This is a genomic window from Pelomonas parva, assembly GCF_043555835.1.
Classification (GTDB): domain Bacteria; phylum Pseudomonadota; class Gammaproteobacteria; order Burkholderiales; family Burkholderiaceae_C; genus Pelomonas; species Pelomonas parva.
Genome location: NZ_JBIGHV010000004.1, coordinates 287,449 through 308,657, shown reverse-complemented (window position 1 = coordinate 308,657; position 21,209 = coordinate 287,449). Strand labels below are relative to the sequence as shown.

The following is a 21,209-nucleotide window of genomic DNA, read 5'->3' as shown; positions in this document are numbered from 1 at the left end:
TGTTTTTTGGTCCCTGGGGCACTGTTTCCAGGGGGTGCGGACGTTCGAATCCTCATGGCTACAATCCGCCGCGCTCAAAATTGGGCAGCCGGCTTCAAATGCAGTGGGATCAAGGTCTGACACCGCGCCGATGCACACCCAGAGCGAGGAGAAGACAGTGAGCAAGACCCCGGCCCCTAAAACCGCATCCACCAAGGGTGGAAAGAAGTCCGACATTGGCGCGGACGTCGCCATGTTGGAGGTGCCCGCACCGGCGAATCGCTTCGCCGACCGCTTTGCCCCGCCCAGGCCGCCTGCGCGCGGTGCCAACCACGAAGTCGACGCGGCGCCGCGCATCGCCGCCAAGGGCGACCCGAAGCTCGTCAACGCCTGGAAGAGCAAGCCCGGCGCCGAGCTGAGCGACGCCGAAGTCCTGGCCATGCCGGACGCGGAGTACATGAACGCCAAGCAGATCGAGTTCTTCCGCGCCAAGCTGGAAGGCCTGAAGCGCGAGGTGTTGTCCAACGCCGGCGAGACCACCGAGCACCTGCGCGAAGACACGACCATCGTGCCCGACCCGGCCGACCGCGCGACCATCGAGGAAGAGCATGCGCTGGAACTGCGCACGCGCGACCGCGAACGCAAGCTGCTGAAGAAGATCGTGCAGTCGATCACGCGACTGGACAGCGGCGACTACGGCTATTGCGACGAGACTGGCGAGCCCATCGGCCTCGGCCGTTTGATCGCCCGCCCGACGGCGACGCTGTCGCTCGAAGCGCAACAGCGCCGCGAGCTGAAACAGAAAATGTTTGGGGACTGAGCCCTGACCACCACATGACCGAGTCCAAGCCCGCAGACCCCAAGGAAGGCGACAGCTTCTTCCGCAAGGTTGCGCGCTTCGTCGCCAACCCGACGACGGACTGGTCGGAGATCAATTCGCGCCAGGACGACCCCGAGGGCGATCTCGCCAAGGCCGAGTTGCGCGCGATGGTGGAGCGCAAGCGCCGCAACGACTTCGTGCGCAAGCGCGAGCTCGACATGCTGCGCCGCATCCGCCGCGAAGGGCTGACGCCCGAGCAACTCGCCGCGCTGGCCTCGTCGCCGTCCCGCATGGGTGACGACGAGCGCATCAGCGAACCCAATTCCAAGATCGACCTCGGCGTGAAGGCCAAGATCGACGAGATCGAGCAGCAGATGGTGGGCGAGAGCTTTGCGACGACGCAGGCCGTGCCCAAGCAGCAGCCCGGATTCTTCGAGACGAGCACGCGGCCCGTGGCGTTCGCGTCCACGTCATCGGCGCCGCCGCCGGTCATGGACTCGTCGGGCGGGCGGGTCAGCGAGTTCTCCAGCCCGCAGGAGGTGCAGCGCCTGTCCGCGCCGCCGCCGCCTGCGGCCGTGACGATGGGTGCGGCCATCCCGCCACTGTCCGCTTCGCCGCCCAGCCGCCTGCCCGACCTGCCGCCGCTGGACATGCCGCTGTCCTTCACGCTGGCCGAGTCCTCGGCGCCGCTGGAGGTGCAGGAGCTGGTGCACGACCCCGAACTGGACGAGGCGGTCATCGCCTTCGCCAATGCCGACTACGACAACAGCGAACGCGCGCTGACCGAGCTGGTGCGCCCCGGCGGCAGCCGCAACCTGCATGGCGAAACCTGGCTGGTGCTGTTCGACCACTACCGTGCCACCGGCGCCCAGGGCAAGTTCGAGGTACTGGCGGTGGAGTACGCACAGCAGTTCGGCCTGTCGGCGCCGCAGTGGTTCTCCATGCCCAGGCTGGTGGCCGAGACGGCCCGCCAGGCCAACCGCTCGCCCATGGCCAAGGCGGGGCAGGTGAGCTGGACGGCACCGTCCACGCTGCGCGCCGAGGACGTGACGACCTTGCACAAGCGCAGCGAGACGCTGCCCATGCCCTGGGTGTTCGACTGGGGCGCCGTCGACGAGATCGAGATCGAGGCCGCCATCCAGCTGCGCCAGTTGCTGCGCACCTGGGCCCAACAGCAGGTCGACCAGCGCTGGATGGGTGGCGACCGCTTCCTGACCCAGCTCAAGGAGCTGGCCCCCGTCGGCGAGCGCGACACCGACCCGGCGCTGTGGATGTTGCGCCTGGAAGCGCTGCGCCTGGCCAACCGGCCCGACCAGTTCGACGAGGCCGCCATCGACTACTGCGTGACCTACGAGGTGTCGCCGCCGTCCTGGGAACGCGCCAAGTGCCGCGTGCGCATCGGCAGCGAAGGCGGCTCGACGAACAGCCCGGCCACCACCTCGATGCCCAGCGAGGCGCAGTCGACCTTCCTGGACACCGGCCTGCTGACGGAGCCGCACGTGGCCCAGCTGGAAATGATGGGCCAGCTCAGCGGCGACATCTCCGACAACCTGCGGGTGATGTCCGGCGAAGTCGGCGACGCCAGCCTCATCAACATCTCCTGCACCAAGCTGATCCGGCTGGACTTCATGGCCGCCGGCGACCTGCTGAACTGGGTGCTGCAGCGCCGCAGCGAGAACCGCACGGTCGTCTTCAACGATTCGCATCGCCTTGTCGCGCTGTTCTTCGGTGCCATGGGCATCAACGAGCATGCGAAGGTGAAGGTTCGCATCAACTGAACCTTGTGGGCTGGACCTTGGCCCCCAACTGGAGGCCCTATGTCTTCTGATTCCTCCTCCGCCGTTTATCACGGCACCACCATCATCTCGGTGCGCCGCCAGACGGCCACCGGCTGGCAGGTCGCCATCGGCGGCGACGGCCAGGTGACGCTGGGCAACACCATCGTCAAGTCCAGCGCGCGCAAGGTGCGCAAGCTCTACCGCGACCAGGTGCTGGCCGGCTTTGCCGGCGCCACCGCCGATGCGTTCACGCTGTTCGAGCGCTTCGAGGCCAAGCTGGAGAAGCACCAGGGCCACCTCGTGCGCGCCGCCGTCGAGCTGACTCGGGACTGGCGCACCGACCGCGTGCTGCGCCGGCTGGAGGCCATGCTGGCCGTGGCCGACCGCACGGCCTCACTCATCATCACCGGCAATGGCGACGTGCTGGAGCCCGAGCAGGGCATCGTCGCCATCGGTTCCGGCGGCGCCTTTGCCCAGGCCGCCGCCAAGGCGCTGCTGGCCAATACCGAGCTGAGCGCGGCGGACATCGTCAAGAAGTCGCTGGAGATTGCCGGCGAGATCTGCATCTACACCAACCAGAGCCACACGCTGGAGGTTCTGGAATGAGCTCGATGACCCCTCAAGAGATCGTTTCCGAGCTGGACCGTCACATCGTCGGCCAGCAGGCCGCCAAGCGTGCCGTCGCCATCGCCATGCGCAACCGCTGGCGCCGCCAGCAGGTCGACGAGAAGCTGCGCGGCGAGATCACGCCCAAGAACATCCTGATGATCGGCCCCACCGGCGTCGGCAAGACCGAGATTGCACGGCGCCTGGCCAGGCTGGCCGGTGCGCCCTTCATCAAGGTCGAGGCGACCAAGTTCACCGAGGTGGGCTATGTCGGCAAAGATGTCGACTCCATCATCCGCGACCTCATCGAAGTGGCCGTCAAGCAGGAGCGCGAAGTGGCCATGCGCCGCTGCCAGACGCGCGCCGAGGACGCCGCCGAGGACCGCATCCTCGACGTGCTGCTGCCCGGCATGGACGCCGACAACGCCACGCGCCAGACCATGCGCAAGCGCCTGCGCGAGGGGCAGCTCGACGACAAGGACATCGAGCTGGACCTGCTTGCGCCTAAGCCCAGCGTGGAGCTGCTGACGCCCTTCGGCAACCAGCCGGGCATGGAGGACATGGCCGAGCAGTTGAAGGGCATGTTCAGCCAGTTCGGCGGCGCGCAGAAGAAGCCCCGCAAGCTCAAGATCGCCGATGCGCTGAAGCTGCTGGTCGACGAGGAGGCGGCCAAGCTCGTCAACGAGGAAGAGATCCGCGCGGCCGCGCTGGCCAATGCGCAGGAGATGGGCATCGTCTTCATCGACGAGATCGACAAGGTGGCATCGCGCAACGAACACGGCGGCGCGGAGGTGTCGCGCCAGGGTGTGCAGCGCGACCTCCTGCCGCTCGTCGAAGGCACGACGGTGACGACGAAGTACGGCCTCGTGAAGACCGACCACATCCTCTTCATCGCCAGCGGCGCCTTCCACCTTGCCAAGCCCAGCGACCTGATCCCCGAGCTGCAGGGCCGGCTGCCGATCCGCGTCGAGCTGGACTCGCTGTCGGTGGCCGATTTCGAGGCCATCCTGACGAGCACGCATGCCAGCCTCGTCAAGCAGTACCAGGCCTTGCTGGCCACCGAGGGCGTCACGCTGGACCTGCAGCCCGAGGCTGTGCGCCGCCTGGCCGAGATCGCCTTCGAGGTCAACGAGCGCACCGAGAACATCGGCGCGCGCCGCCTGGCCACGGTGATGGAGCGGCTGCTGGACGAGATCAGCTTCGACGCGCCCAACCGCTCCGGTCAGACGCTGGTGCTGGACGGCGCGGCGGTGGACGCGAAGCTGGCGGCGCTGGCGGCGAACGAGGATCTGAGCCGGTTCATTCTCTGAGGCTCAATGCGGCAGCGAGGCGGCGCTGCCCGTCCATCGAAGCAGCTGCATGAGGTTGGGCGCCTGCGTCTTGCCCAGCAGGTTGCGCACATGGCTGCGCACGGTGCTCACGCACAGACCGAGGTGGCGCGACGTCGCCTCCACCGCCTCGCCGTCGGCCAGCAGCAGCAGCACCTGGCGCTCGGCCTGGCTGAGGCGGCACTGGCGTGTCAGCGCCTCGATGCGCGCGGCTTGCGTCAGCGCCGGTTGATCCAGGTGCACGGCCAGCAGCACGCTGCTCGTGGGCCAGTCCGCTGCCAGCGCGATGGCCGGCGCCAGCGGTGCGGCGTGCAGCCAGCCTGTGGCCAGGCTCGGCGTGAACCACAGCGCGATGCGGGAGGACGAGCCCGCTGCCGCCAGGGCCAGCAGTTCGCCCAGGCGCATTGCGTCTAGCTGGCCGATGCTCATCAGGTGACTTGCGCGTGACTGCCCCAGGCCTTCGGTCAACAGCTGATTGGCGTTGGCGTTGGCGAACAGCAGGCGCCGGTCGGGCCGCAGCACGAGCAGCGGCTGCGGCAGGGCCGCCAGCACGAGGTGCGGCTGGGCCTGCAGGCCCGATGGACGGTCGGATGAATTGGCGGCAATGGCGTGGAACATGGAACCCCCTGAGCCCTGGCGGCGCGATGGCGCCGTCTCTGGTCCACAAGTTTGGTGAGCGCGGGGTGCCGCTGCCATTGCCGAGAAGTACATCGCCCGGGCTCATGAGGCTTAGGCCAAAAGGACAGACCTTTGGTCTGATCCGCGGGCGGGGACAGCGCCGATACCATTGCCGGCAGGGGAGACCGCCCATGAGAATTCTGTTGATCGACGACCACGCCCTGTTCCGCGAAGGCGTGGCGATGCTGCTCAAGCCGCTCGTGGACGGGCTTCAGACCTGGGAGGCGGGCAGTTGCGAGGAGGCCTTCGAGGTGCTGGCGCAACGCGGCAGTGTCGACCTCGTGCTCATCGACCTGGGGCTGCCGGGCTTGTCGGGCCTGGAGGGGCTGAAACGTCTGCGCGCCGACCATCCGGATGCGCCGGTCGTCGTCATGTCCTCGGCGGACGACAAGGACACCGTGCTCGCCGTGCTGGACGCCGGTGCGATGGGCTTCATTCCCAAGAGCTCGACCTCGCAGGTCATGCTCGGCGCGCTGCGGCTCATCCTGGCCAAGGGCATCTACCTGCCGCCGTCGGTCTTTCTCGCTGCGCGCGCGGCGCCTGCGGCCAGCCCCGCACCGGCGCCGGCAACTGCAGTGGTGGCAGCATCGGGCCGGCAGCCGGCAGATCTCGGCATGACCCCGCGCCAAGCCGACGTGCTGCACCTGCTGCTGCAGGGCAAGCCGGCCAAGCTCATCGGGCGCCAGCTCAACCTGTCACTGAGCACCGTCAAGGCGCATACCTCGGCCGTGCTGCGCGCGCTGAACGTGACCACGCGCACCCAGGCCGTGCTGGCGGCCAGCCGCATGGGGCTGCGCTTCGAAGAGCCCGTGGCGGCTCAGGGCTCCAGCGACTCCAGCATGGCGTCCAGCAAGCGCTGAAGCCCGATGGGCTTGTGCAGCAGACGCGCCTGTTGCGCGGCGGCGCGGGGCTGCAGGCTGGCATCGGTGTTGGCCGTGACCATCAGCGCGGGAATAGCGTCGTCGTAGTGCTGGCGCAGGCGTGAAATGACCTCGAAGCCGTCCCGCCCGCCGCCGAGCTGGTAGTCGGTGACGATGAGGTCGGGCACGCGCAGATGCTGCTGCAGCTCGGCCAGCGCCTCGTCGCAGGACGCGGCGGCGACGACATGGCAGCGGCAGGCGCGCAGCGCGTCCACCAGGGCCTGGGCGTTCATGGCTTCGTCGTCGACGACGACGATGAAGCGGCCCGCCAACGCTTGCTGACTGGCCGCCAGTCGCGGCGAGGTGCGCGGCGAAGCTGCCGTTGCTGCCGAAAGCGGCAGCTTCAGGCGAAACACTGTGCCATGCCCGACGCGGCTGTCGACGCTCAGGCCATACCCCAGGATCTGTGCGCAGCGCTGCACGATGGACAGGCCCAGGCCCAGGCCCTTCTCCTGCCCCGTGCCCGGCGCCTCAATGCGGAAGAACTCCTCGAAGATGGCCTCGCGGTGGCGTGGCTCGATGCCGGGTCCGCTGTCCCACACCTGCAGTTCGACCTCGCGGCCACGCCGCCGGCAGCCCACCAGCACGCCGCCCTCGCGCGTGTAGCGGATGGCATTGGCGACGAGATTGCCAACGATGCGCTCCAGCAGCACCGCATCACCTCTGACCACGACATTGCAGCCCCTCACGCTCAGCCGCAGCCCCTTCTCGGCAGCCTGCGGCGCCCAGGTCTGCTCCAGGCGATGCAGCAGCCAGCCGAGGTCGACGTCCTCCAGATGCGCCTGCACCGCGCCGGCGTCGAGCTTGGAGATGTCCAGCAGGTTGCCGAACAGGTTCTCCATCGTCGCGACCGAGGTCTGGATCTTGTCGGCCAGCACGATGTGTTCGGCGCTGTCGAGGCGGCTTTGCAGCACGCCGAGCAGCAGGCTGATCGAGTGCATGGGCTGGCGCAGGTCGTGGCTGGCGGCAGCGAGAAAGCGGGTCTTGGCGGCGTTGGCGCGGTCGGCTTCGTCCTTGAGCTTGGAGAGTTCTTCGGCACGAGCGGCCAGCACGTCGCGGGCGTCGGAGAGCTGGGCGGTGCGCTCGGCGACTTTGGCTTCGAGGCTGGCGTAGAGGTCGCGTAGTTGGGAGGCCATTTGATTGAAATCGTGGGCGAGTTCTTCGATCTCATCATGGCGATCAACCTTGAGCGCAGTATCCAGGTCGCCGCTGGCGATGCGCGCTGTGGCGCGGCGCAGGGCGACGATTGGCGCTGCCATGCGGCGGGCGAAGGTGACGCCGATCGCAAGGGCGGCAACGATGCCAATGACCATCAGCAGTAGCGTGCGAGTCAACGTCGCCCAGGCTGGCTTCAGCGCTTCACTGCGCGCCTGCTCCATGAAGACCATCCAACCCGTACCGGGTACCGTCGCGGCCGTCGTGATGACGGGCCGGCCCTCGATGTCATGTGTCGCAAGACCGCGGACCATAACGTTGGCGGACGCGGCAGCTGCACGGGCCTGGCGGACGGCTTCGGAGCGTGATAGGTCCATGCGACTGAGCGCGTGAGTGGCCCGCGGGTGGGCGATGAGCAACCCCTGTGCATCGACGACATAGGCCAGCCCAGCCTCGCCGGTGCGCAACCGGGTCACAACATCGCCCAGGAGCCGCAAGTCGACTGTGGCCACGATGGCGTCTCGGCCATCGGAAATGGACATGCGTAGTGTCGGAAGATAGCCGTCCTGGAAATAGGTCCGGCCGCGGCGCACGCCGTCATTGAGGCCCACCAGGGCGAGCGCAGGTTCTTCGATGAGCTGCTGAGAACCCACCTGGTCCGGTGCATGCTTGGAAGTCGCAAGCTGCTCCCGTCCGTCACGGGTCACCACCTGCAAGTCGGTGATTGCCGGAACGATCTGCATGAGTCGATAGAACTCCTCGCGCCTCTGGGCGATGCCAAATCCGGGTTGCCCCCAGGGCATCTTGGCGACGTCGCGCAGACCGGTGTCGACGATATCAAGGTAGGCCGCGATCTCGCGCGCTGCGCCTTCAGCCAGGGCTTGCTGCCGCTCTTCGATGCTTAGCAGCGCTTCTTGATAGCCGATGTACATCTCGGAGGCGCCAGAGAGCAGCAGCAGGCTGAGCGTTAGACCCGACAGCCTGAGGGCGTAGTGGTGCGACAGGGGGCGATAGGTCTTCGAGCGCCATGGTGCCCACAGTCCTGGTTGACGGCTCATCGCAACACCACATCGGCGCGCCTGATCACATGGGCGCTAGGAGGCGGAAAGCCGCCTGCGGGGGCTGGCCGCACCACGAGCACGGTGCGCTGCGGGCGCAGTACGGGAATGTCGCCGGCGCGTTCGCCGTCGAGGATGCGCAGGACCAGTTCGGCTATGGCAGGCCACGCAAAGGACATGTCGAGCGCATAGGACAGCGGTGCACCGGAGGCCATGTCGGCCGTGTTGGCCAGGATGACAGGCTTGCCCCATTCACGCAGGCGACCGACGATCAGGTTCGTGTTCAAGCCGGCAAGTCCAGTGCGCGGCAGGCACCAGGCATCGAAGAGCCTGGACTGCGGTTCGGCGAACAATGCCTCGGCGTCGGCGGTGTTCTCGGCGAACAGCACGCTCACCTCGAGGCCTAAGCGCGCAGCCACCGGGGAAAGGGTCTTCTCGGTGTCGAAGTAGTCGCCCCAAGGGCGGTCGATCAGCACGGCGATGCGCTTTGCGACGGGGTATGCGTCGTGCAGGATCTCCAGGCGTTTGACATCCAGGGTATCGGCAACCCAAATGCCAGTGATCGCCTCTCCGCGCGTCTCCATCGAGCTGATGATCCCGTAGCGAACCGGGTGCAGGAAGCTGCCGAACACGATGGGCGTATTCCGGAGATGTTCCTTGGCCAGCTTGGCAGTTGCCGAAGAGGGCGCGACGACGACCTCGGGACGCAGACTCACCATCCGCTTGGCCGCAGACAAGCCGGTTCCAGCGTTGCTAAGGCCGGAATCAGTGAATTCGACGCGGAGCCGGCGGCGGCTGGCGGCGGGCAGGCGCTCGACTGCCGCCATGAAGCGCTGGAAGCTCAAATCGGTCTTCGGCGAATCGATGCCCAGAAAGACGATGAGAGCAGGGCGTGAGGGGGGGCTGCTGTCGGATGTCAGCAACGCCGCGCCCACAACCGATAGGACCAATACCAAAGCACGGGCCAAGTGGCTGTTGTGCGACCTCGATCGTGCTGGATATTCTTCTTGCGCCCCCATCAAACCACCCCCGTCGGTGGCAACCAGTTTAGGAGGAGAGTACGCATGGAACGTATCAAGCACCACTTTTGTTGGATCAAAGCTGTGGCTGTCGACGCCGCGGGCTTCGGTACCGCATCCGCCCGCTCGGTGGCATTGCCCGATGGTGTGGCTGCAGCGCCGTTCACCGCGACAGGTACGTTCAAGGTCCTTTCAACCGAAGAACTGCCGGCCATCTCGTCGCAGGATTTGCCTGGTGTCGGCACGCAGCCAATGACGGCGACCGGCACCTTCCGGGCGCTGGTCGGTGATTCGCTGCAGCAGTTGTCGGCAAAGGATCTGGATGGGATGGTTGTTCCGATGACAGCCACCGCCGTGTTCAGAGCGCTGAGCGACGCGGCGTGGCCGCCGCTAGAGACGTTTGAGCTGGAGCTTGCCACTGCCACGCTGCCCGTGCGCGCGCTGACGGGCCAGATGGTTAGTCCGGTGACCCTGCAGAGCTCCGACGACGCTGAGCCAGACACCGCCACCACGCAGATCAAGATCCTGTTGGGCGAATCCCTGCCGCCGCTCGTGTTTGGAGGCGCGACCTTCATGGGGGGCTGGCAGTTCGAGGCCGATCCTGCCTCATCCGATGGCAAGAGAGTAGCCTTGCGTTTTATGCCTATCGTCGGTTCGCGGGCGGACGCGCTGGCGTGGCGCGCGACCGATCCAGGCAAGGCCTGGGCCAAGGACGCACTGGCGATCTCGTTGTTGAGCTTTGCCGCCATTGGCGAAATCTGAGGGGTCGGCATGAAGCTCAAACCGTTTCCTGCTGAGGACTGGACGCCCGTGTTTCGTGAGTACATCGGCAAGGAACTCAAGTACCTCCCGCCGGACTGGCTGGACAAGAAGCTCATTGAGATCCTGCCGCCCGACGAGTCCACGCTCAAGGCCCAGTGCGCCAAGGTGATTGCCGCCAAGGGCGAAAGGCAGATGCGCTTGCACGGCATCCTGGGTCAGGTCGAAGGCCTTCACCTGGGGCTCATGGCCTTGGTTCGCGCGCGTCGGCCAGTGGCGCTGGACACGCCGATCACCTTTCGCCTGTTGAACGCGGCCAATGACGAGTTGCTGCCCGTGCTCTTCTACTTCAAGACAGAGTTCAATGCGGCCCGACCCTCGGCCTACATCAAGGACCTCAATCCGATGTTTGCCAGGCCGGACCCAAACTACCCCGGGCACCCGACCTATCCGAGCGGGCATGCCGCACAGTCACGCCTGTTCGCGCTGGTCTTGGGCGCCATGTTCTCCAAACTCGGCGCGGACTTGATCACACTCGCAAACGACGTCGCGTACAACCGCGAAGTTGCCGGCGTGCACTTCGAGGCTGACTCCGAGGCTGGACAGGATTTGGCGGCCAAGGTCTTCAAGCTGTTGATGAGCAACCCCAAGTTCGCCTGCATGGTGTCGCTCGCCCAGGCGGAGTGGCCAGAGAACAAGGACCTGCGCTGATTACCCGAAGCGGCGCTCAGCGCTGCGGTCATCCACGCCCCGAAGGCCAGCCGCATTTCGGGGTTCTCGCTTCAGACTGCTGCTTCACGAGGGGGCTTGTGCAGCCCCCCACCCAACCCTGCCTCAGACAGCAGCGACGTCCCCTGTTCAGGCGCCGCCTACGCCTGAAACACCACGCCGCCATCCGCGCTAAAGCTGAATGACGTGAACTGATGCGCCACGCTGTTGTCCGAGTAGTTCGCGCCGCATAAGCAGAACTCGATCTGCAGGCTGCTCAGATTCACCGTGCTGTCGATGCCCCAAACACGAGCCGCCCTGCCCATCGGCCTCGACTTCCAACACCAGCCGCCCGCTGGCCCGGTTGGCGAAGCTGCCCAGCATGTGCGGCGTGCCGGGCGAGTTGACGGGAATCGAAGACGGCGCGGTGATGGCGCTGCCCACCAGGATGCCGCTGCCATGCGGCCCGGCGCGTCAGGACCGCGCCGAGTTGATCGCCAGCAACCCATCAAAAATCAAACCCTCGACCAGCTCATGCGGCGCATCCAGCGCCGGTGCCACCTTCCACCCCGCGCCACCCGTCATCAGCAGCAGCGGCGCGCGGCCCTCGCGTTGGGTCAGCAGCCGGTACATGCGCTCGATGGCCCCGGTAATGGCAAAGGTGCCTCCGGTCGTCAGTGCGTCACTGGTGTTGGTCGGGAAGTCGCGCACCTCGCCGGTCGGCACGCGCAGGCCGGCGGTGCCGCCCTCCAGTGCGCGCAGCATGATGCCGTGGCCCGGCAGGATGAGGCCGCCCAGGAAGCGGCCGTCGCTGGAGAGCGCGTCCACCGTCACCGCAGTGCCCACCATGACGGTCAGCACCGGGCCGGCGAAGCCGCGCTTAAGCGCATGCGCGCGGGCGCCGATGACGGCCACCCAGCGGTCTGCGCCCAGTCGCGTCGGGTGGTCGTAGCCATTCTTCACGCCGGCCGCCTCGGCGCTGGGCACGACCCAGCGCGGCGTCAGGTCCCAGTGCTCCATCTGCTCCTCGACGCGGCGGCGCACGGCATCGCCGGCGACGTTGCTGCCGAGGATGCGCGCCGGCGGGGCCAGGCCTTGCCAGTCGCCATCGGCCAGGCGGTCGATGTTTTCGAGGAAGACGGCGCCGTGCTGCAGGGGCGTGCTGCCGGGCTCGGCGCCTTCCGGATAGACGGCCCACTTGAGCCGCGTGTTGCCAATGTCGATGGCCAGAAAGCTCATGGAGGGCTGTGCCGTGAACGATGGCGCGAGCCTACCAGCAGGTTTTGGCGTCGCACTGCGGGTTTCTGCTTCAATCAAACGCTGCCCGTTGCCCAACCTCATCTGCCAGGAAGCCCGCCATGCTGCGCCGTCTACGCATTCAAGCCCGCCTGTGGCTCGCCTTCGGCCTCATCCTGACCATGACGGCCCTGCTGGTGGCCGTCGGCGGCTTCGGGCTGAACGTGTCGCAGAAGGCCATCCAGGGCATCACGCAAAAGCTCATCCCGGTCACCAACCTCGCGGTGGCCGCGCGCACGCAGTTGCTGGTCAGCAAGACGGCCACGTCGACGATGGCAGCGACCATCTTCAACAAGGACGGCATGGCCCGCGCCCGCAAGGAGTGGGACGACGCCCAGGTCGCCATGGACAAGACGCTGGACCGCTTTGGCGCCGTCATCGCCGAGCAGCAGAGCAAGGACAACCTCGCCAAATTCCGTGCGCTGATGGCGGACTACCGCAAGTCCGTCAGGCCGGCGCTCGACAAGCTGCTGGCCGATGGCTATGCCGATGCCCAGTCCGCCTTCGAGGACATCAAGGCGGCTGATGCAGCCTATGACCCGGCGCTGGCCATGTTGAACAACATCGAAGCGGACCTGGCGAGCCGCGGCAACGACGTATTCAAGCAGGTCGACGGCATGGTCAGCGGCATCTTCGTGGCTCTGCTGGTGACGTTTGCCGTCTGCACCGTCATCGGTGCGGTGCTGGCCGTTGGCATCTCTCGCTCCATCATTGGCCCGCTGCTGGCAGCGAAGCGCTTTGCCGAACGCATGGCCGACGGCGACCTGTCGCGCGCCCCGCAGGTGCGCGGCACGGACGAGTCCGCCGAGATGATGCAGGCGCTGGCGGCGATGCAGAAGTCGCTGTCCGAGATCGTCGGCCAGGTGCGCGAGTCGGCCGAGAGCATCCAGGTCGCGTCCAGCGAGGTGGCCAGCGGCAACATGGACTTGTCGCATCGCACCGAGCAGACGGCCTCCAACCTGCAGCAGGCCTCCAGCTCGATGACGCAGCTGACCGGCACCGTTGGCCAGAGCGCCGACTCGGCCATGACCGCCAAGCAACTCGCCGGCGCCGCCGCCGAGACGGCCGGCCGGGGCGGCGAGGTGGTGTCGCGCGTGGTCAGCACCATGGGCGAGATCAATGCGGCCAGCCGCAAGATCGCCGACATCATCGGCACCATCGACGGCATCGCTTTCCAGACCAACATCCTCGCGCTGAACGCGGCCGTCGAGGCGGCACGGGCCGGGGAACAGGGCCGCGGCTTCGCCGTGGTGGCTGGCGAGGTGCGCCTGCTGGCTCAACGCTCGGCAGAGGCAGCGCGGGAGATCAAGGGCCTGATCGGCGCCAGCGTCGAGCGCGTCGAGGCCGGCACCCAGCTCGTCAACGATGCCGGCACGACGATGACCGACATCGTCGGCTCGGTGCAGCGCGTGACCGACATCATTGGCGAGATCAGCGCCGCCGCCATCGAGCAGAGCCAAGGCATCGCCCAGGTCAACGGCACCGTGACGGAGCTGGACCAGATGACGCAGCAGAACGCCGCGCTGGTGGAAGAGTCCGCCGCAGCGGCTCAGTCGCTGAAGGAGCAGGCGGTGCGGCTGGCGGGGCTGGTCAGTTCATTCAAGCTGAACTGACGAGCCGTTCGATATCCGCAGCCGCTGCGTGTGCGGCCACCTCGCCAATCACCAGCAACGCCGGGCTCTTCAGCCCCTCACGTGCAATGCAGTCCGGCAGGCCGGCCAGCGTCGTCACGGCATGGCGCTGCTGGGCCGTGTGGGCGGCGCTGACGATGGCTGCGGGCAGGTCGGGCTTGAGGCCGGCGGCCAGCAGCTTGGCCGTGATGTCGGGCGCGCGGGCCACGCCCATGTAGATGACCAGCGTCAGGCCGGTGCGGGCCAGCGCGGCCCAGTCCGGTTCGGCGCGGCCTTCGCCGGGATGGCCGGTGACGAGGATCACACCGGGGCTGGCGCGGCGGTCCGTCACCGGGATGCCCACAGCCGCCGGGCCGGCGATGCCGCTGGTCAGACCTGACACCACCTCGACCTCCAGGCCGGCCTCGCGCAGCGCGTCGACTTCCTCGCCGCCACGGCCGAAGACGAAGGGGTCGCCGCCCTTGAGCCGCACGACGCGGTGGCCGGCACGGGCCTCCTTGATCATCAGCGCGTGGATGAAGTGCTGGTCGGTGCTGATGCAGCCGCCGCGCTTGCCGACGCGCAGCAGCCGGCCCTTGACGAGGGCCAGCACGCGCGGGTCGATGAGGTCGTCGGCGAGCACGACATCGGCGCCTTCGATGCGCTTGAGCGCACGGACGGTCAGCAGCTCCGGGTCGCCCGGGCCGGCGCCGACAAGAGAGACCGTGTAGTTCATGCGGGGATCTCCTCGGGTGTGGTGGCCACCAGCCTGCGCAGCGTCGGCAGGCAGGAGCCGCATTGCGTGCCGCACTTCTTCTCGCCCTGCAGCTGAGCCAGGCGCTCGGCCGGCGTGCCGCTGCAGCGGGTCAGCGTGAAGCGGATGACGTCCTCGCGCACGTCGAAGCAGTTGCAGACCTGCGGGCTTGCGGGCGTGGTGTTGGTGGGCGGGGCGCCGGGGGACAGCAGCCAGCGGCCTACCGTGCAGGCGGCCGTGCGCTCGCGCCAGAGGTCGACGAGCCAGGCGCCTTCATCGTGCTTGCCCACGCGCAGCAGCGCCTGCACCGGGGCGGCCTGCAAGTCATCGCCGTCGAGCTTGAGCAGGCGCAGCCGGCCGCGCCGGGCGTCGGCGTAGCGCAGCACGGCCGGGCTGTTCAGCCCCAGCAGCGCGGCGATCTCGTCGACCAGCTCGGGTGTGGGCGCCTCGGCGCAGGCGGCTTCGAAGGCCCAGCCGACCTGGGCACCCTTGCCCGGTTCGGGCAGGCAGTGCGCATAGCCGAAGCGCGGCATCAGCGCGCGCAGTTGCTCGCGCAGGCGCTGGCCGTCCTCGGGCGCCACCCAGGCGCAGGCGCTGAGGCGCCAGGACAGGTGGGCCGGCTCGATGGCGACGGCGCTGAACTTCAGCTCGGGCTGCTTGGAGTCGGGGCAGAAGGCGCCCTGCGTCACCGCGTTGACGCCCAGCTGTGCACCGATGAATTCGTCGCCCCAGTGCATGGCAATGTCGGCACCGGCCGGGGCCACGTTGGCGTCCAGCTTGAGCGGCAGCACGACCTGACCCCGGCTGGATTGCACCAGCACGAGCGCGCCCTCGGCCAACTGGTGGCTGGCGGCGTCACCGGGGTTGATGCGCACCAGCGGCCGGCCCTCGTGCGCGAACAGGCGCGGCACGCTGCCGGTGCGGCTCATGCCGTGCCATTGGTCGCGCATGCGGCCGGTGGTCAGCGCAAACGGGCGCTCAGGGCTGGCCGCCTCGGCCGTGGCCTGATAGGGCCGCGTGATGAAGCGGGCGCGGCCGTCGGTGGTGGCGAAGCGGCCGTCGGTGTAAAGGCGCGCCGTGGGCCCGCTGACATAGGGCCACTGCTGCGGGCCGTCGGTCTCCAGCCTGGCCCAGGACAGGCCGGTGATGTCGAGGTCGCGCCCGCGCGTGGCGTCGCGGTGTTCCAGCCACAGGTCTTCGGCGGTCGCGGCAGCGATGCGCGGCGCGCGGCCCAGGCCGGCGTCGATGAGCGCGGCAATGTCGCGCACGATCTGCCAGTCGGCGCGCGACTCGGCCGCCGCCGGCACGGCCGCGCGCACGCGGCTGATGCGGCGTTCGCTGTTGGTGACGGTGCCTTCCTTCTCGCCCCAGGTGGCGGCCGGCAGCAGGTAGTCGGCGTAGCGGGCCGTGGCCGTGTGGGCAAAGGCCTCCTGCAGGATGACCAGCTCGCAGCGCGCCAGCGCCTGGCGCACGGTGGCCTGGTCGGGCATGGACTGGGCGGGGTTCGTGCAGGCGATCCACAGCGCCTTGATCTCGCCACGCGCAGCGGCCTCGAACATCTCCACCGCCGTGTGGCCGCGTTTGCCGGGCAGGCCACTGTTCTGATCCAGGCCCCAGAGCGCCTCGATCTCGGCCCAGTCCTCGGCCTTGCCCGGGTCGCGGTGGCCGGGCAGCAGCGTGGCCATGCCGCCGCTCTCGCGGCCGCCCATGGCGTTGGGTTGGCCGGTCAGCGAGAAGGGGCCGGCGCCGGGCTTGCCGATCTGGCCGCTGGCCAGGTGCAGGTTGATGAGGGCGGTGTTCTTGGCCGTGCCGCTGCTGCTCTGGTTCAGGCCCTGGCAGTACAGGCTGAGCGACGACGGCGAGGTGGCGAACCACTCGGCGGCCTGCCAGATGTCGGCCGCCGTCACGCCGCAGACCTCGGCTGCGCGTGCGGGCGGCCAGTCGGCCACTAGCGCCTTCAGCGTGTCGAAGCCTTCGGTGGACTGGGCGATGAAGTCATCGGCCGTCCAGCCGCGCGCGATGATGGCGTGCAGCAGGCCGTGGCACAGCGCCACGTCGGTGCCGGGGCGGATCTGCAGGTGCAGGTCGGCCAGCTCGGCGGTCTCGGTGCGGCGCGGGTCGATGACGATCAGCTTGTGGCTGGGCTTGGCCGCGCGTGCCACTTCGAGGCGGCGGAACAGGATGGGGTGGGCCCAGGCCGGATTGGCACCGCTGACGAGGATGCAGTCGGCCAGCTCGATGTCCTCGTAGCTGCAGGGCGGCGCGTCGGCGCCCAGCGACTGCTTGTAGCCCACCACGGCCGAGCTCATGCACAGCCGCGAGTTGGAGTCGATGTGCGGCGTGCCGATGACGGCGCGGGCCAGCTTGTTGAAGGCGTGGTAGTCCTCGGTCAGCAACTGGCCGGAGATGTAGACGCCAATCGACTCGGGGCCGTGCTCGGCGCGGATGGCCAGCAGTTTTTCGGCGATCTCGCGGTTGGCTTCGCGCCAGCTGATGACCTCGGGTTGCGCACCGCGCTCGGCACGGCGCTGTGGCTGGCGCAGGCGCTGGTGCTGGATGACGACCGGCGTGGCCGTCAGGTGCAGGTTGGTGCCCTTGGTGCACAGGCGGCCGAAGTTGGCCGGGTGGTCGGGGTCGCCGCGCACGCCGGTGATCTGCTGGCCGTCATGCTCGATGACGACGCCGCAGCCGACACCGCAATAAGGGCAAGTCGATTTGGTCTCGTTCATGTTCTTGTGCGTGTGCTCAGCTCAGCTCTGCACCAGTTGGCGGGCAAACTGGCCGGTGACCGTCTCCATGACGGTCAGCAGGTTCTCGCTGGCGATGAAGACGTCCTTGGCGGCCTGCGGGCCCTGGCTCTGGCCGCCCAGCGCCGCCTGCAGGAAGACCCACTGGCTCTGCGCCAGCTCCAGGTTGGCGCGGATGGCCGGCGTCGCTTCGGGCGCGTCCGCCAGCTCGCGCATGGCGGTGACGAAATCGGCGCGCGCCTTCTCGCTCTCGCGGCGCACGAGGTCGGGCCGTGCGCCGTGCTGGTCGGCCAGGAAGAACAGCGCCAGGCGCTGCGACAGCATGCGCTGCCGGCCCGACAGGTTGACCAGCCGCGCCGATGCGGCGGTGGAGCGCTCCTGCAACTGGCCCGTGGCCACATGGGCGAGGCTGAGCATCTCGCCCGAGGCCTTGATCAGCTCGTCGACCCGGTCCGGGCGGGGTGGGCTCTTCAGCAACGCGCGGTACTCGCCGAAGCGGTGCTGCATCGCGCGGTAGCTGCCGGCGATCTCGGGCGTGGGCGCATAGCTCAACAGCTCGCCCAGCTGGCGCTCGAAGCGGGCCTCGCTGGCCTGCTGCACGGCGCGGGCGCGCTGGGCCAGCTCGGGGCGCAGCTGGCCCAGCCAGGCCTTGCCCATGCGCTGGCTCAGCATGCGCTGCGCGCCCGCCTTGTCGATGGCATCGCCCAGCCGCGCGATGCGGGCGTGGGCGCAGGGCAGGGCGCCGATCAGGGTCAGGCCCAGGAGGGCGGAGCGCCGGTTCATGGACATGTCGGGTTCAGGCAGCGACTTCGTTGGCATAGGCCTCGCCGAACATCAGGCGGTCGCGGATGCCGCTGATGTCGCGGCGCTCGCGCACCAGCTTGAAGTACCAACTGCCGTCCAGCGTGTCGCCGTACAGGCAGGCGCCGACGAGCTTGTCGTTCTGGATCACCAGCTTCTTGTAGACGCCCGTGAAGGGGTCGCTGAGCACGATCTCCTCGGTGCCCGCGCCGCCGGCGAAGTTGCCGGCCGAGAACAGGTCGATGCCGGTGACCTTGAGCTTGGTGCTGACCTGCGAGCCCAGGTAGCGGCCGATGCCGAACTGGGCCAGGTGCGTCGCGCAGACCTTGCCCTGTTCGAACAGCGGCGCCACCAGGCCGTAGGCGATGCCGCGGTGCGCGGCGCATTCGCCCACCGAGTAGACGCGTGGGTCGGTGACCGTCTGCATCGTGTCGGTGACGACGATGCCGCGATGGCAGTGCAGGCCGGCCTTCTCGGCCAGCGTGGTGTTGGGGCGCACGCCGGCCGCCATGACGACGAGGTCGGCCGGCACTTCGAACAGCTGGCCATGCTCGTTCTTCAGCTGCACGGCGCGCACGCGGCCCGCCTCGCCCGGCAGCAGCGCCTGCGTCTGCGCCGCCAGCGCGAACTGCAGGCCGCGCTCGACGAGGGACTTACGCAGCAGGCCGCCGGCCATGCCGTCCAGTTGCCGCTCCATCAACGTGCCGCTGAGGTGTACGACGGTGACCTGCATGCCGCGCAGCATCAGCCCGTTGGCGGCCTCCAGCCCCAGCAGGCCGCCGCCGATGACGACGGCATGCTTGTACTTGGTGGCCGCGTCGATCATCGCGTGGGTGTCGGCGATGTCGCGGTAGGCGATGACGCCGTCCAGGTCCTTGCCCGGCACCGGCAGCACGAAGGGGTTGGAGCCGGTGGCGATCAGCAGGCGGTCGTAGTCGGCCTCGATGACGTTGCCCTGGCCGTCGTCGGCGACGACGCGGCGGCGCTGACGGTCGATCGCGGTGACCGTCTTGCCCAGATGCAGCGTGATGCCGTTGTCGGCATACCAGCTCAGCGGATTCAGGATGATCTCGTCGACCGTCTGCTCGCCGGCCAGCACCGGCGACAGCAGGATGCGGTTGTAGTTGGGGTGGGGCTCGGCGCCGAAGACGGTGATGTCGTAGAGGTCCGGCGCAATCTTCAGCAGCTCTTCCAGTGTGCGCACGCCGGCCATGCCGTTGCCCACCATCACGAGCTTCAACTTCTTCATCACCACACCCCTCTACAGCAAAGCTGGTCTGCCCTTTGCTTTGCAAGCGATGTGCCAGCGAAGAAGCTGGCCTCCAGACCGGCCGCAGCGTGAAAAACGCCCAGCGGCGCCCCACGCCGAAGCGCTTGCTATCCCGGCGGGGGTGCACTCACCCAAAAAAACGCACCATCTGCGGGCAACGCTGCGCAGATGGTCCACTCACGCGCATGCGCTTCGAACTCGACACCGGCCTCTCCAGCCTGCAGGGCAAACGCCCGCGCAATGAAGACTTCGCGGGCGTGCAGGCGCCTGCCGCGCACGAGGCGGAGCGTGGCTGGGTGGCTGCGCTGGCCGACGGCGTCAGCGGCGGAGGTGAAGGACTGATGGCGGCGCAGACCTCGGTCATGAGCCTGCTGCGCGACTTCCACGCCGTGCCCGCCGACTGGGACACCAGCGTCGCGCTGGACCGGCTGCTGGGCCACCAGAACGCCTGGCTGGCCTCGCACAACCGCCGCCCTGGCCCGGACGGCCAGCCGCGCGAGGCGCTGACGACGCTGACGGCACTGGCACTGCGCGGCCGCCGCTACGCGCTGGCCCACATTGGCGACAGCCGCGCCTGGCTGCTGCGCGACGGCCAGTGCCTGCAGCTGACGCAGGACCACCGCATGGAGCGCCGCGACTTCGCCGGCCTGACGCGTGCGCTGGGCCTGGACGATGCGCTGCGCCTGGACCACAGCGCCGGCGAGCTGAAGGTGGGCGACCGCCTGCTGCTGACCAGCGACGGCGTGCACGGCAGCTTGCGCAGCCGCCAGATCGCCGACCTGCTGCGCGCCACGCCCGGCGCGCAGGCCGCCGCCGACGCGCTCACCGCCGCCGCCCTGGCCGCCGGCAGCCACGACAACGTGACGGCCCTGGTGCTGGATGTGAAGGACCTGGCCGACCCCGGCCTGGCCGACCTCGCCGCGCTGGGTCGCACGCTGCCCAGCCCCGGCCCGCTGGGCGTGGGCGCGGTGCTGGACGGCTACCAGGTCACGGCCGTCGTCGCCGACAACGGCGTGCACCGCCTGCTGCAGGCGCGTGAACAGGCGACGGGCCGGCTGGTCGCGCTGAAGATGCTGCGCCCCGGCCGCGCCGACGACCCGGAGGAGCGCGCCATGCTGGCGCACGAGATCTGGCTGGGCCTGCGCCTGGCCGAGGCGCCGCGGCACCGGCGTCGCGGCGGTGAAAGCGGCTTCGTGCGCGTGCATCCACCCGCCGACGGCGCGACGCATTTCTACGCGGTGTTCGACTGGCACGGCGGCCAGACGCTGGAGCAACTGCTGGCCAAGGGCCCGCTGGACGTGGCGCAGGCCGTGGCGCTGGCGGCGTCCGTGGCGCGGTCGCTGAGCTTGTTGCATGCGGCCAGCGTCATTCACCGTGACATCAAGCCGGCCAACCTGCATCTGGGCGACGACGGCCAGTGGCGCGTGCTGGACCTCGGCGCCGCGCTGAGCCCGCGGGTGTCAGCCGCCGCGCGTGAGCTGCATGCGGGCACGCCCAGCTACATCAACCCCGAGCAGTGGCAGGACCCGGCCGTGCCGCCCGATGCCGGCTCCGACCTGTTCGCGCTGGGAGTGACGCTCTACCAGGCGCTCACCGGCCGGCTGCCCTATGGCGAGATCGAGCCCTACCAGCTCGGCCGCTACAAGCGCGAGCCGGTGAGCGTGAGCCGCCTGCAGCCCAGCGTGCCGATGCCGCTCGACCGCCTCGTCATGCGCGCCGTCGCGCGGGACGCCAAGACGCGCTTCGAGACGGCGGACGAGTTGCTGCTGGCGCTGGAACGGCTGGCCGCGCGGGACCACGTCGGGCCGGCGCGGGCGGCCCGCGCGGCCGGCGACCCGGCGTTGCCCTGGCAGATCGCGCTGGCGGTCTCCGTGCTTTTCAACCTGCTGCTGGTGGCCTGGTTGCTGTTCCTGCCCCGCTGAG

16 protein-coding genes and 1 pseudogene are annotated in these 21,209 nt (G+C 68.7%); 9 read left to right on the top strand and 8 right to left on the bottom strand.

Annotated elements, in window-relative coordinates:
* Positions 1 to 157: 157 nt before the first annotated feature.
* From dksA to hslU, 4 genes are read left to right on the top strand one after another with little or no spacing between them, the layout of a single operon-like run.
* Entirely contained in the window at positions 158 to 799 is a 642-nt protein-coding gene (gene dksA / locus ACG00Y_RS12120; RefSeq protein ID WP_394479085.1) for an RNA polymerase-binding protein DksA, read from the top strand.
* Between the two features lie 14 nt (positions 800 to 813).
* On the top strand, positions 814 to 2,577 hold the full coding sequence (locus tag ACG00Y_RS12115; RefSeq protein WP_394479083.1) for a hypothetical protein: 1,764 nt from the start codon (positions 814 to 816) through the stop codon (positions 2,575 to 2,577).
* A gap of 39 nt (positions 2,578 to 2,616) precedes the next feature.
* Complete coding sequence (gene hslV, locus ACG00Y_RS12110) at positions 2,617 to 3,183, top strand: ATP-dependent protease subunit HslV (RefSeq protein ID WP_394479081.1); 567 nt, start codon at positions 2,617 to 2,619, stop codon at positions 3,181 to 3,183.
* Complete coding sequence (gene hslU, locus ACG00Y_RS12105) at positions 3,180 to 4,493, top strand: ATP-dependent protease ATPase subunit HslU (RefSeq protein WP_394479079.1); 1,314 nt, start codon at positions 3,180 to 3,182, stop codon at positions 4,491 to 4,493. Before hslV ends, hslU begins: the two co-directional genes overlap by 4 nt.
* Before the next feature lie 3 nt (positions 4,494 to 4,496).
* Here hslU and ACG00Y_RS12100 read toward each other — a convergent pair whose 3' ends face one another.
* A complete protein-coding gene (locus tag ACG00Y_RS12100; protein WP_394479078.1) occupies positions 4,497 to 5,129 on the bottom strand; it encodes a helix-turn-helix transcriptional regulator in 633 nt (210 codons plus the stop codon).
* 191 nt (positions 5,130 to 5,320) lie between these two features.
* Here ACG00Y_RS12100 and ACG00Y_RS12095 point away from each other — a divergent pair, with 191 nt between their 5' ends.
* Positions 5,321 to 6,049: a response regulator gene (locus tag ACG00Y_RS12095; RefSeq protein WP_394479077.1), complete on the top strand. Its 729-nt coding sequence runs from the start codon at positions 5,321 to 5,323 to the stop codon at positions 6,047 to 6,049.
* Here ACG00Y_RS12095 and ACG00Y_RS12090 read toward each other — a convergent pair.
* A complete protein-coding gene (locus ACG00Y_RS12090) occupies positions 6,007 to 8,322 on the bottom strand; it encodes a hybrid sensor histidine kinase/response regulator (RefSeq protein ID WP_394479075.1) in 2,316 nt (771 codons plus the stop codon). The genes ACG00Y_RS12095 and ACG00Y_RS12090 overlap by 43 nt on opposite strands.
* The gene (locus tag ACG00Y_RS12085) at positions 8,319 to 9,404 is read right to left on the bottom strand and encodes an ABC transporter substrate binding protein (RefSeq protein WP_394479073.1); all 1,086 of its coding nucleotides are present in this window, start codon (positions 9,402 to 9,404) and stop codon (positions 8,319 to 8,321) included. Before ACG00Y_RS12085 ends, ACG00Y_RS12090 begins: the two co-directional genes overlap by 4 nt.
* Between ACG00Y_RS12085 and ACG00Y_RS12080 the strand changes: the two genes are divergently transcribed.
* A complete protein-coding gene (locus ACG00Y_RS12080; protein WP_394479071.1) occupies positions 9,387 to 10,103 on the top strand; it encodes a hypothetical protein in 717 nt (238 codons plus the stop codon). The genes ACG00Y_RS12085 and ACG00Y_RS12080 overlap by 18 nt on opposite strands.
* A 9-nt stretch (positions 10,104 to 10,112) precedes the next feature.
* Complete coding sequence (locus tag ACG00Y_RS12075) at positions 10,113 to 10,811, top strand: phosphatase PAP2 family protein (RefSeq protein ID WP_394479070.1); 699 nt, start codon at positions 10,113 to 10,115, stop codon at positions 10,809 to 10,811.
* A 471-nt stretch (positions 10,812 to 11,282) separates the two neighbouring features.
* Here ACG00Y_RS12075 and ACG00Y_RS12070 read toward each other — a convergent pair whose 3' ends face one another.
* Positions 11,283 to 12,047, bottom strand: coding sequence for a type III pantothenate kinase (locus ACG00Y_RS12070; protein WP_394479068.1), 765 nt, complete (start codon positions 12,045 to 12,047; stop codon positions 11,283 to 11,285).
* Positions 12,048 to 12,166: 119 nt separating this feature from the next.
* Here ACG00Y_RS12070 and ACG00Y_RS12065 point away from each other — a divergent pair, with 119 nt between their 5' ends.
* Positions 12,167 to 13,717, top strand: coding sequence for a methyl-accepting chemotaxis protein (locus ACG00Y_RS12065; protein WP_394479066.1), 1,551 nt, complete (start codon positions 12,167 to 12,169; stop codon positions 13,715 to 13,717).
* Here the strand turns inward: ACG00Y_RS12065 and cobA are convergent.
* From cobA to ACG00Y_RS12045, 4 genes and pseudogenes are all read right to left on the bottom strand, one after another.
* On the bottom strand, positions 13,704 to 14,450 hold the full coding sequence (cobA, locus tag ACG00Y_RS12060) for a uroporphyrinogen-III C-methyltransferase (protein ID WP_394479064.1): 747 nt from the start codon (positions 14,448 to 14,450) through the stop codon (positions 13,704 to 13,706). The two genes, ACG00Y_RS12065 and cobA, sit on opposite strands and share 14 nt — an antisense overlap.
* A complete protein-coding gene (locus ACG00Y_RS12055) occupies positions 14,447 to 17,197 on the bottom strand; it encodes a nitrate reductase (RefSeq protein WP_394479062.1) in 2,751 nt (916 codons plus the stop codon). The genes cobA and ACG00Y_RS12055 overlap by 4 nt, the downstream gene beginning before the upstream one ends.
* Positions 17,198 to 17,218: 21 nt before the next feature.
* The gene (locus ACG00Y_RS12050) at positions 17,219 to 17,998 is read right to left on the bottom strand and encodes a type IV pili methyl-accepting chemotaxis transducer N-terminal domain-containing protein (RefSeq protein WP_394479060.1); all 780 of its coding nucleotides are present in this window, start codon (positions 17,996 to 17,998) and stop codon (positions 17,219 to 17,221) included.
* A gap of 37 nt (positions 17,999 to 18,035) precedes the next feature.
* Positions 18,036 to 19,265 (bottom strand): annotated as a pseudogene (locus ACG00Y_RS12045) (NAD(P)/FAD-dependent oxidoreductase); the annotation flags it as partial.
* A 206-nt stretch (positions 19,266 to 19,471) separates the two neighbouring features.
* Between ACG00Y_RS12045 and ACG00Y_RS12040 the strand changes: the two are divergent.
* Positions 19,472 to 21,208, top strand: coding sequence for a bifunctional protein-serine/threonine kinase/phosphatase (locus tag ACG00Y_RS12040; RefSeq protein WP_394479059.1), 1,737 nt, complete (start codon positions 19,472 to 19,474; stop codon positions 21,206 to 21,208).
* The last annotated feature ends 1 nt before the right edge of the window (position 21,209 follow it).

What these genes read in the sequence shown, in the direction of transcription:
- ACG00Y_RS12065 (WP_394479066.1), top strand. Translation starts at nt 12,167, where the DNA reads ATGCTGCGCCGTCTACGCATTCAAGCCCGCCTGTGGCTCGCCTTCGGC.
- cobA (WP_394479064.1), bottom strand. Translation starts at nt 14,450, where the DNA reads ATGAACTACACGGTCTCTCTTGTCGGCGCCGGCCCGGGCGACCCGGAG.
- ACG00Y_RS12050 (WP_394479060.1), bottom strand. Translation starts at nt 17,998, where the DNA reads ATGAACCGGCGCTCCGCCCTCCTGGGCCTGACCCTGATCGGCGCCCTG.
- ACG00Y_RS12100 (WP_394479078.1), bottom strand. Translation starts at nt 5,129, where the DNA reads ATGTTCCACGCCATTGCCGCCAATTCATCCGACCGTCCATCGGGCCTG.
- ACG00Y_RS12090 (WP_394479075.1), bottom strand. Translation starts at nt 8,322, where the DNA reads ATGAGCCGTCAACCAGGACTGTGGGCACCATGGCGCTCGAAGACCTAT.
- ACG00Y_RS12075 (WP_394479070.1), top strand. Translation starts at nt 10,113, where the DNA reads ATGAAGCTCAAACCGTTTCCTGCTGAGGACTGGACGCCCGTGTTTCGT.
- ACG00Y_RS12080 (WP_394479071.1), top strand. Translation starts at nt 9,387, where the DNA reads ATGGAACGTATCAAGCACCACTTTTGTTGGATCAAAGCTGTGGCTGTC.
- hslV (WP_394479081.1), top strand. Translation starts at nt 2,617, where the DNA reads ATGTCTTCTGATTCCTCCTCCGCCGTTTATCACGGCACCACCATCATC.
- ACG00Y_RS12055 (WP_394479062.1), bottom strand. Translation starts at nt 17,197, where the DNA reads ATGAACGAGACCAAATCGACTTGCCCTTATTGCGGTGTCGGCTGCGGC.
- ACG00Y_RS12095 (WP_394479077.1), top strand. Translation starts at nt 5,321, where the DNA reads ATGAGAATTCTGTTGATCGACGACCACGCCCTGTTCCGCGAAGGCGTG.
- ACG00Y_RS12070 (WP_394479068.1), bottom strand. Translation starts at nt 12,047, where the DNA reads ATGAGCTTTCTGGCCATCGACATTGGCAACACGCGGCTCAAGTGGGCC.
- ACG00Y_RS12115 (WP_394479083.1), top strand. Translation starts at nt 814, where the DNA reads ATGACCGAGTCCAAGCCCGCAGACCCCAAGGAAGGCGACAGCTTCTTC.
- ACG00Y_RS12040 (WP_394479059.1), top strand. Translation starts at nt 19,472, where the DNA reads ATGCGCTTCGAACTCGACACCGGCCTCTCCAGCCTGCAGGGCAAACGC.
- hslU (WP_394479079.1), top strand. Translation starts at nt 3,180, where the DNA reads ATGAGCTCGATGACCCCTCAAGAGATCGTTTCCGAGCTGGACCGTCAC.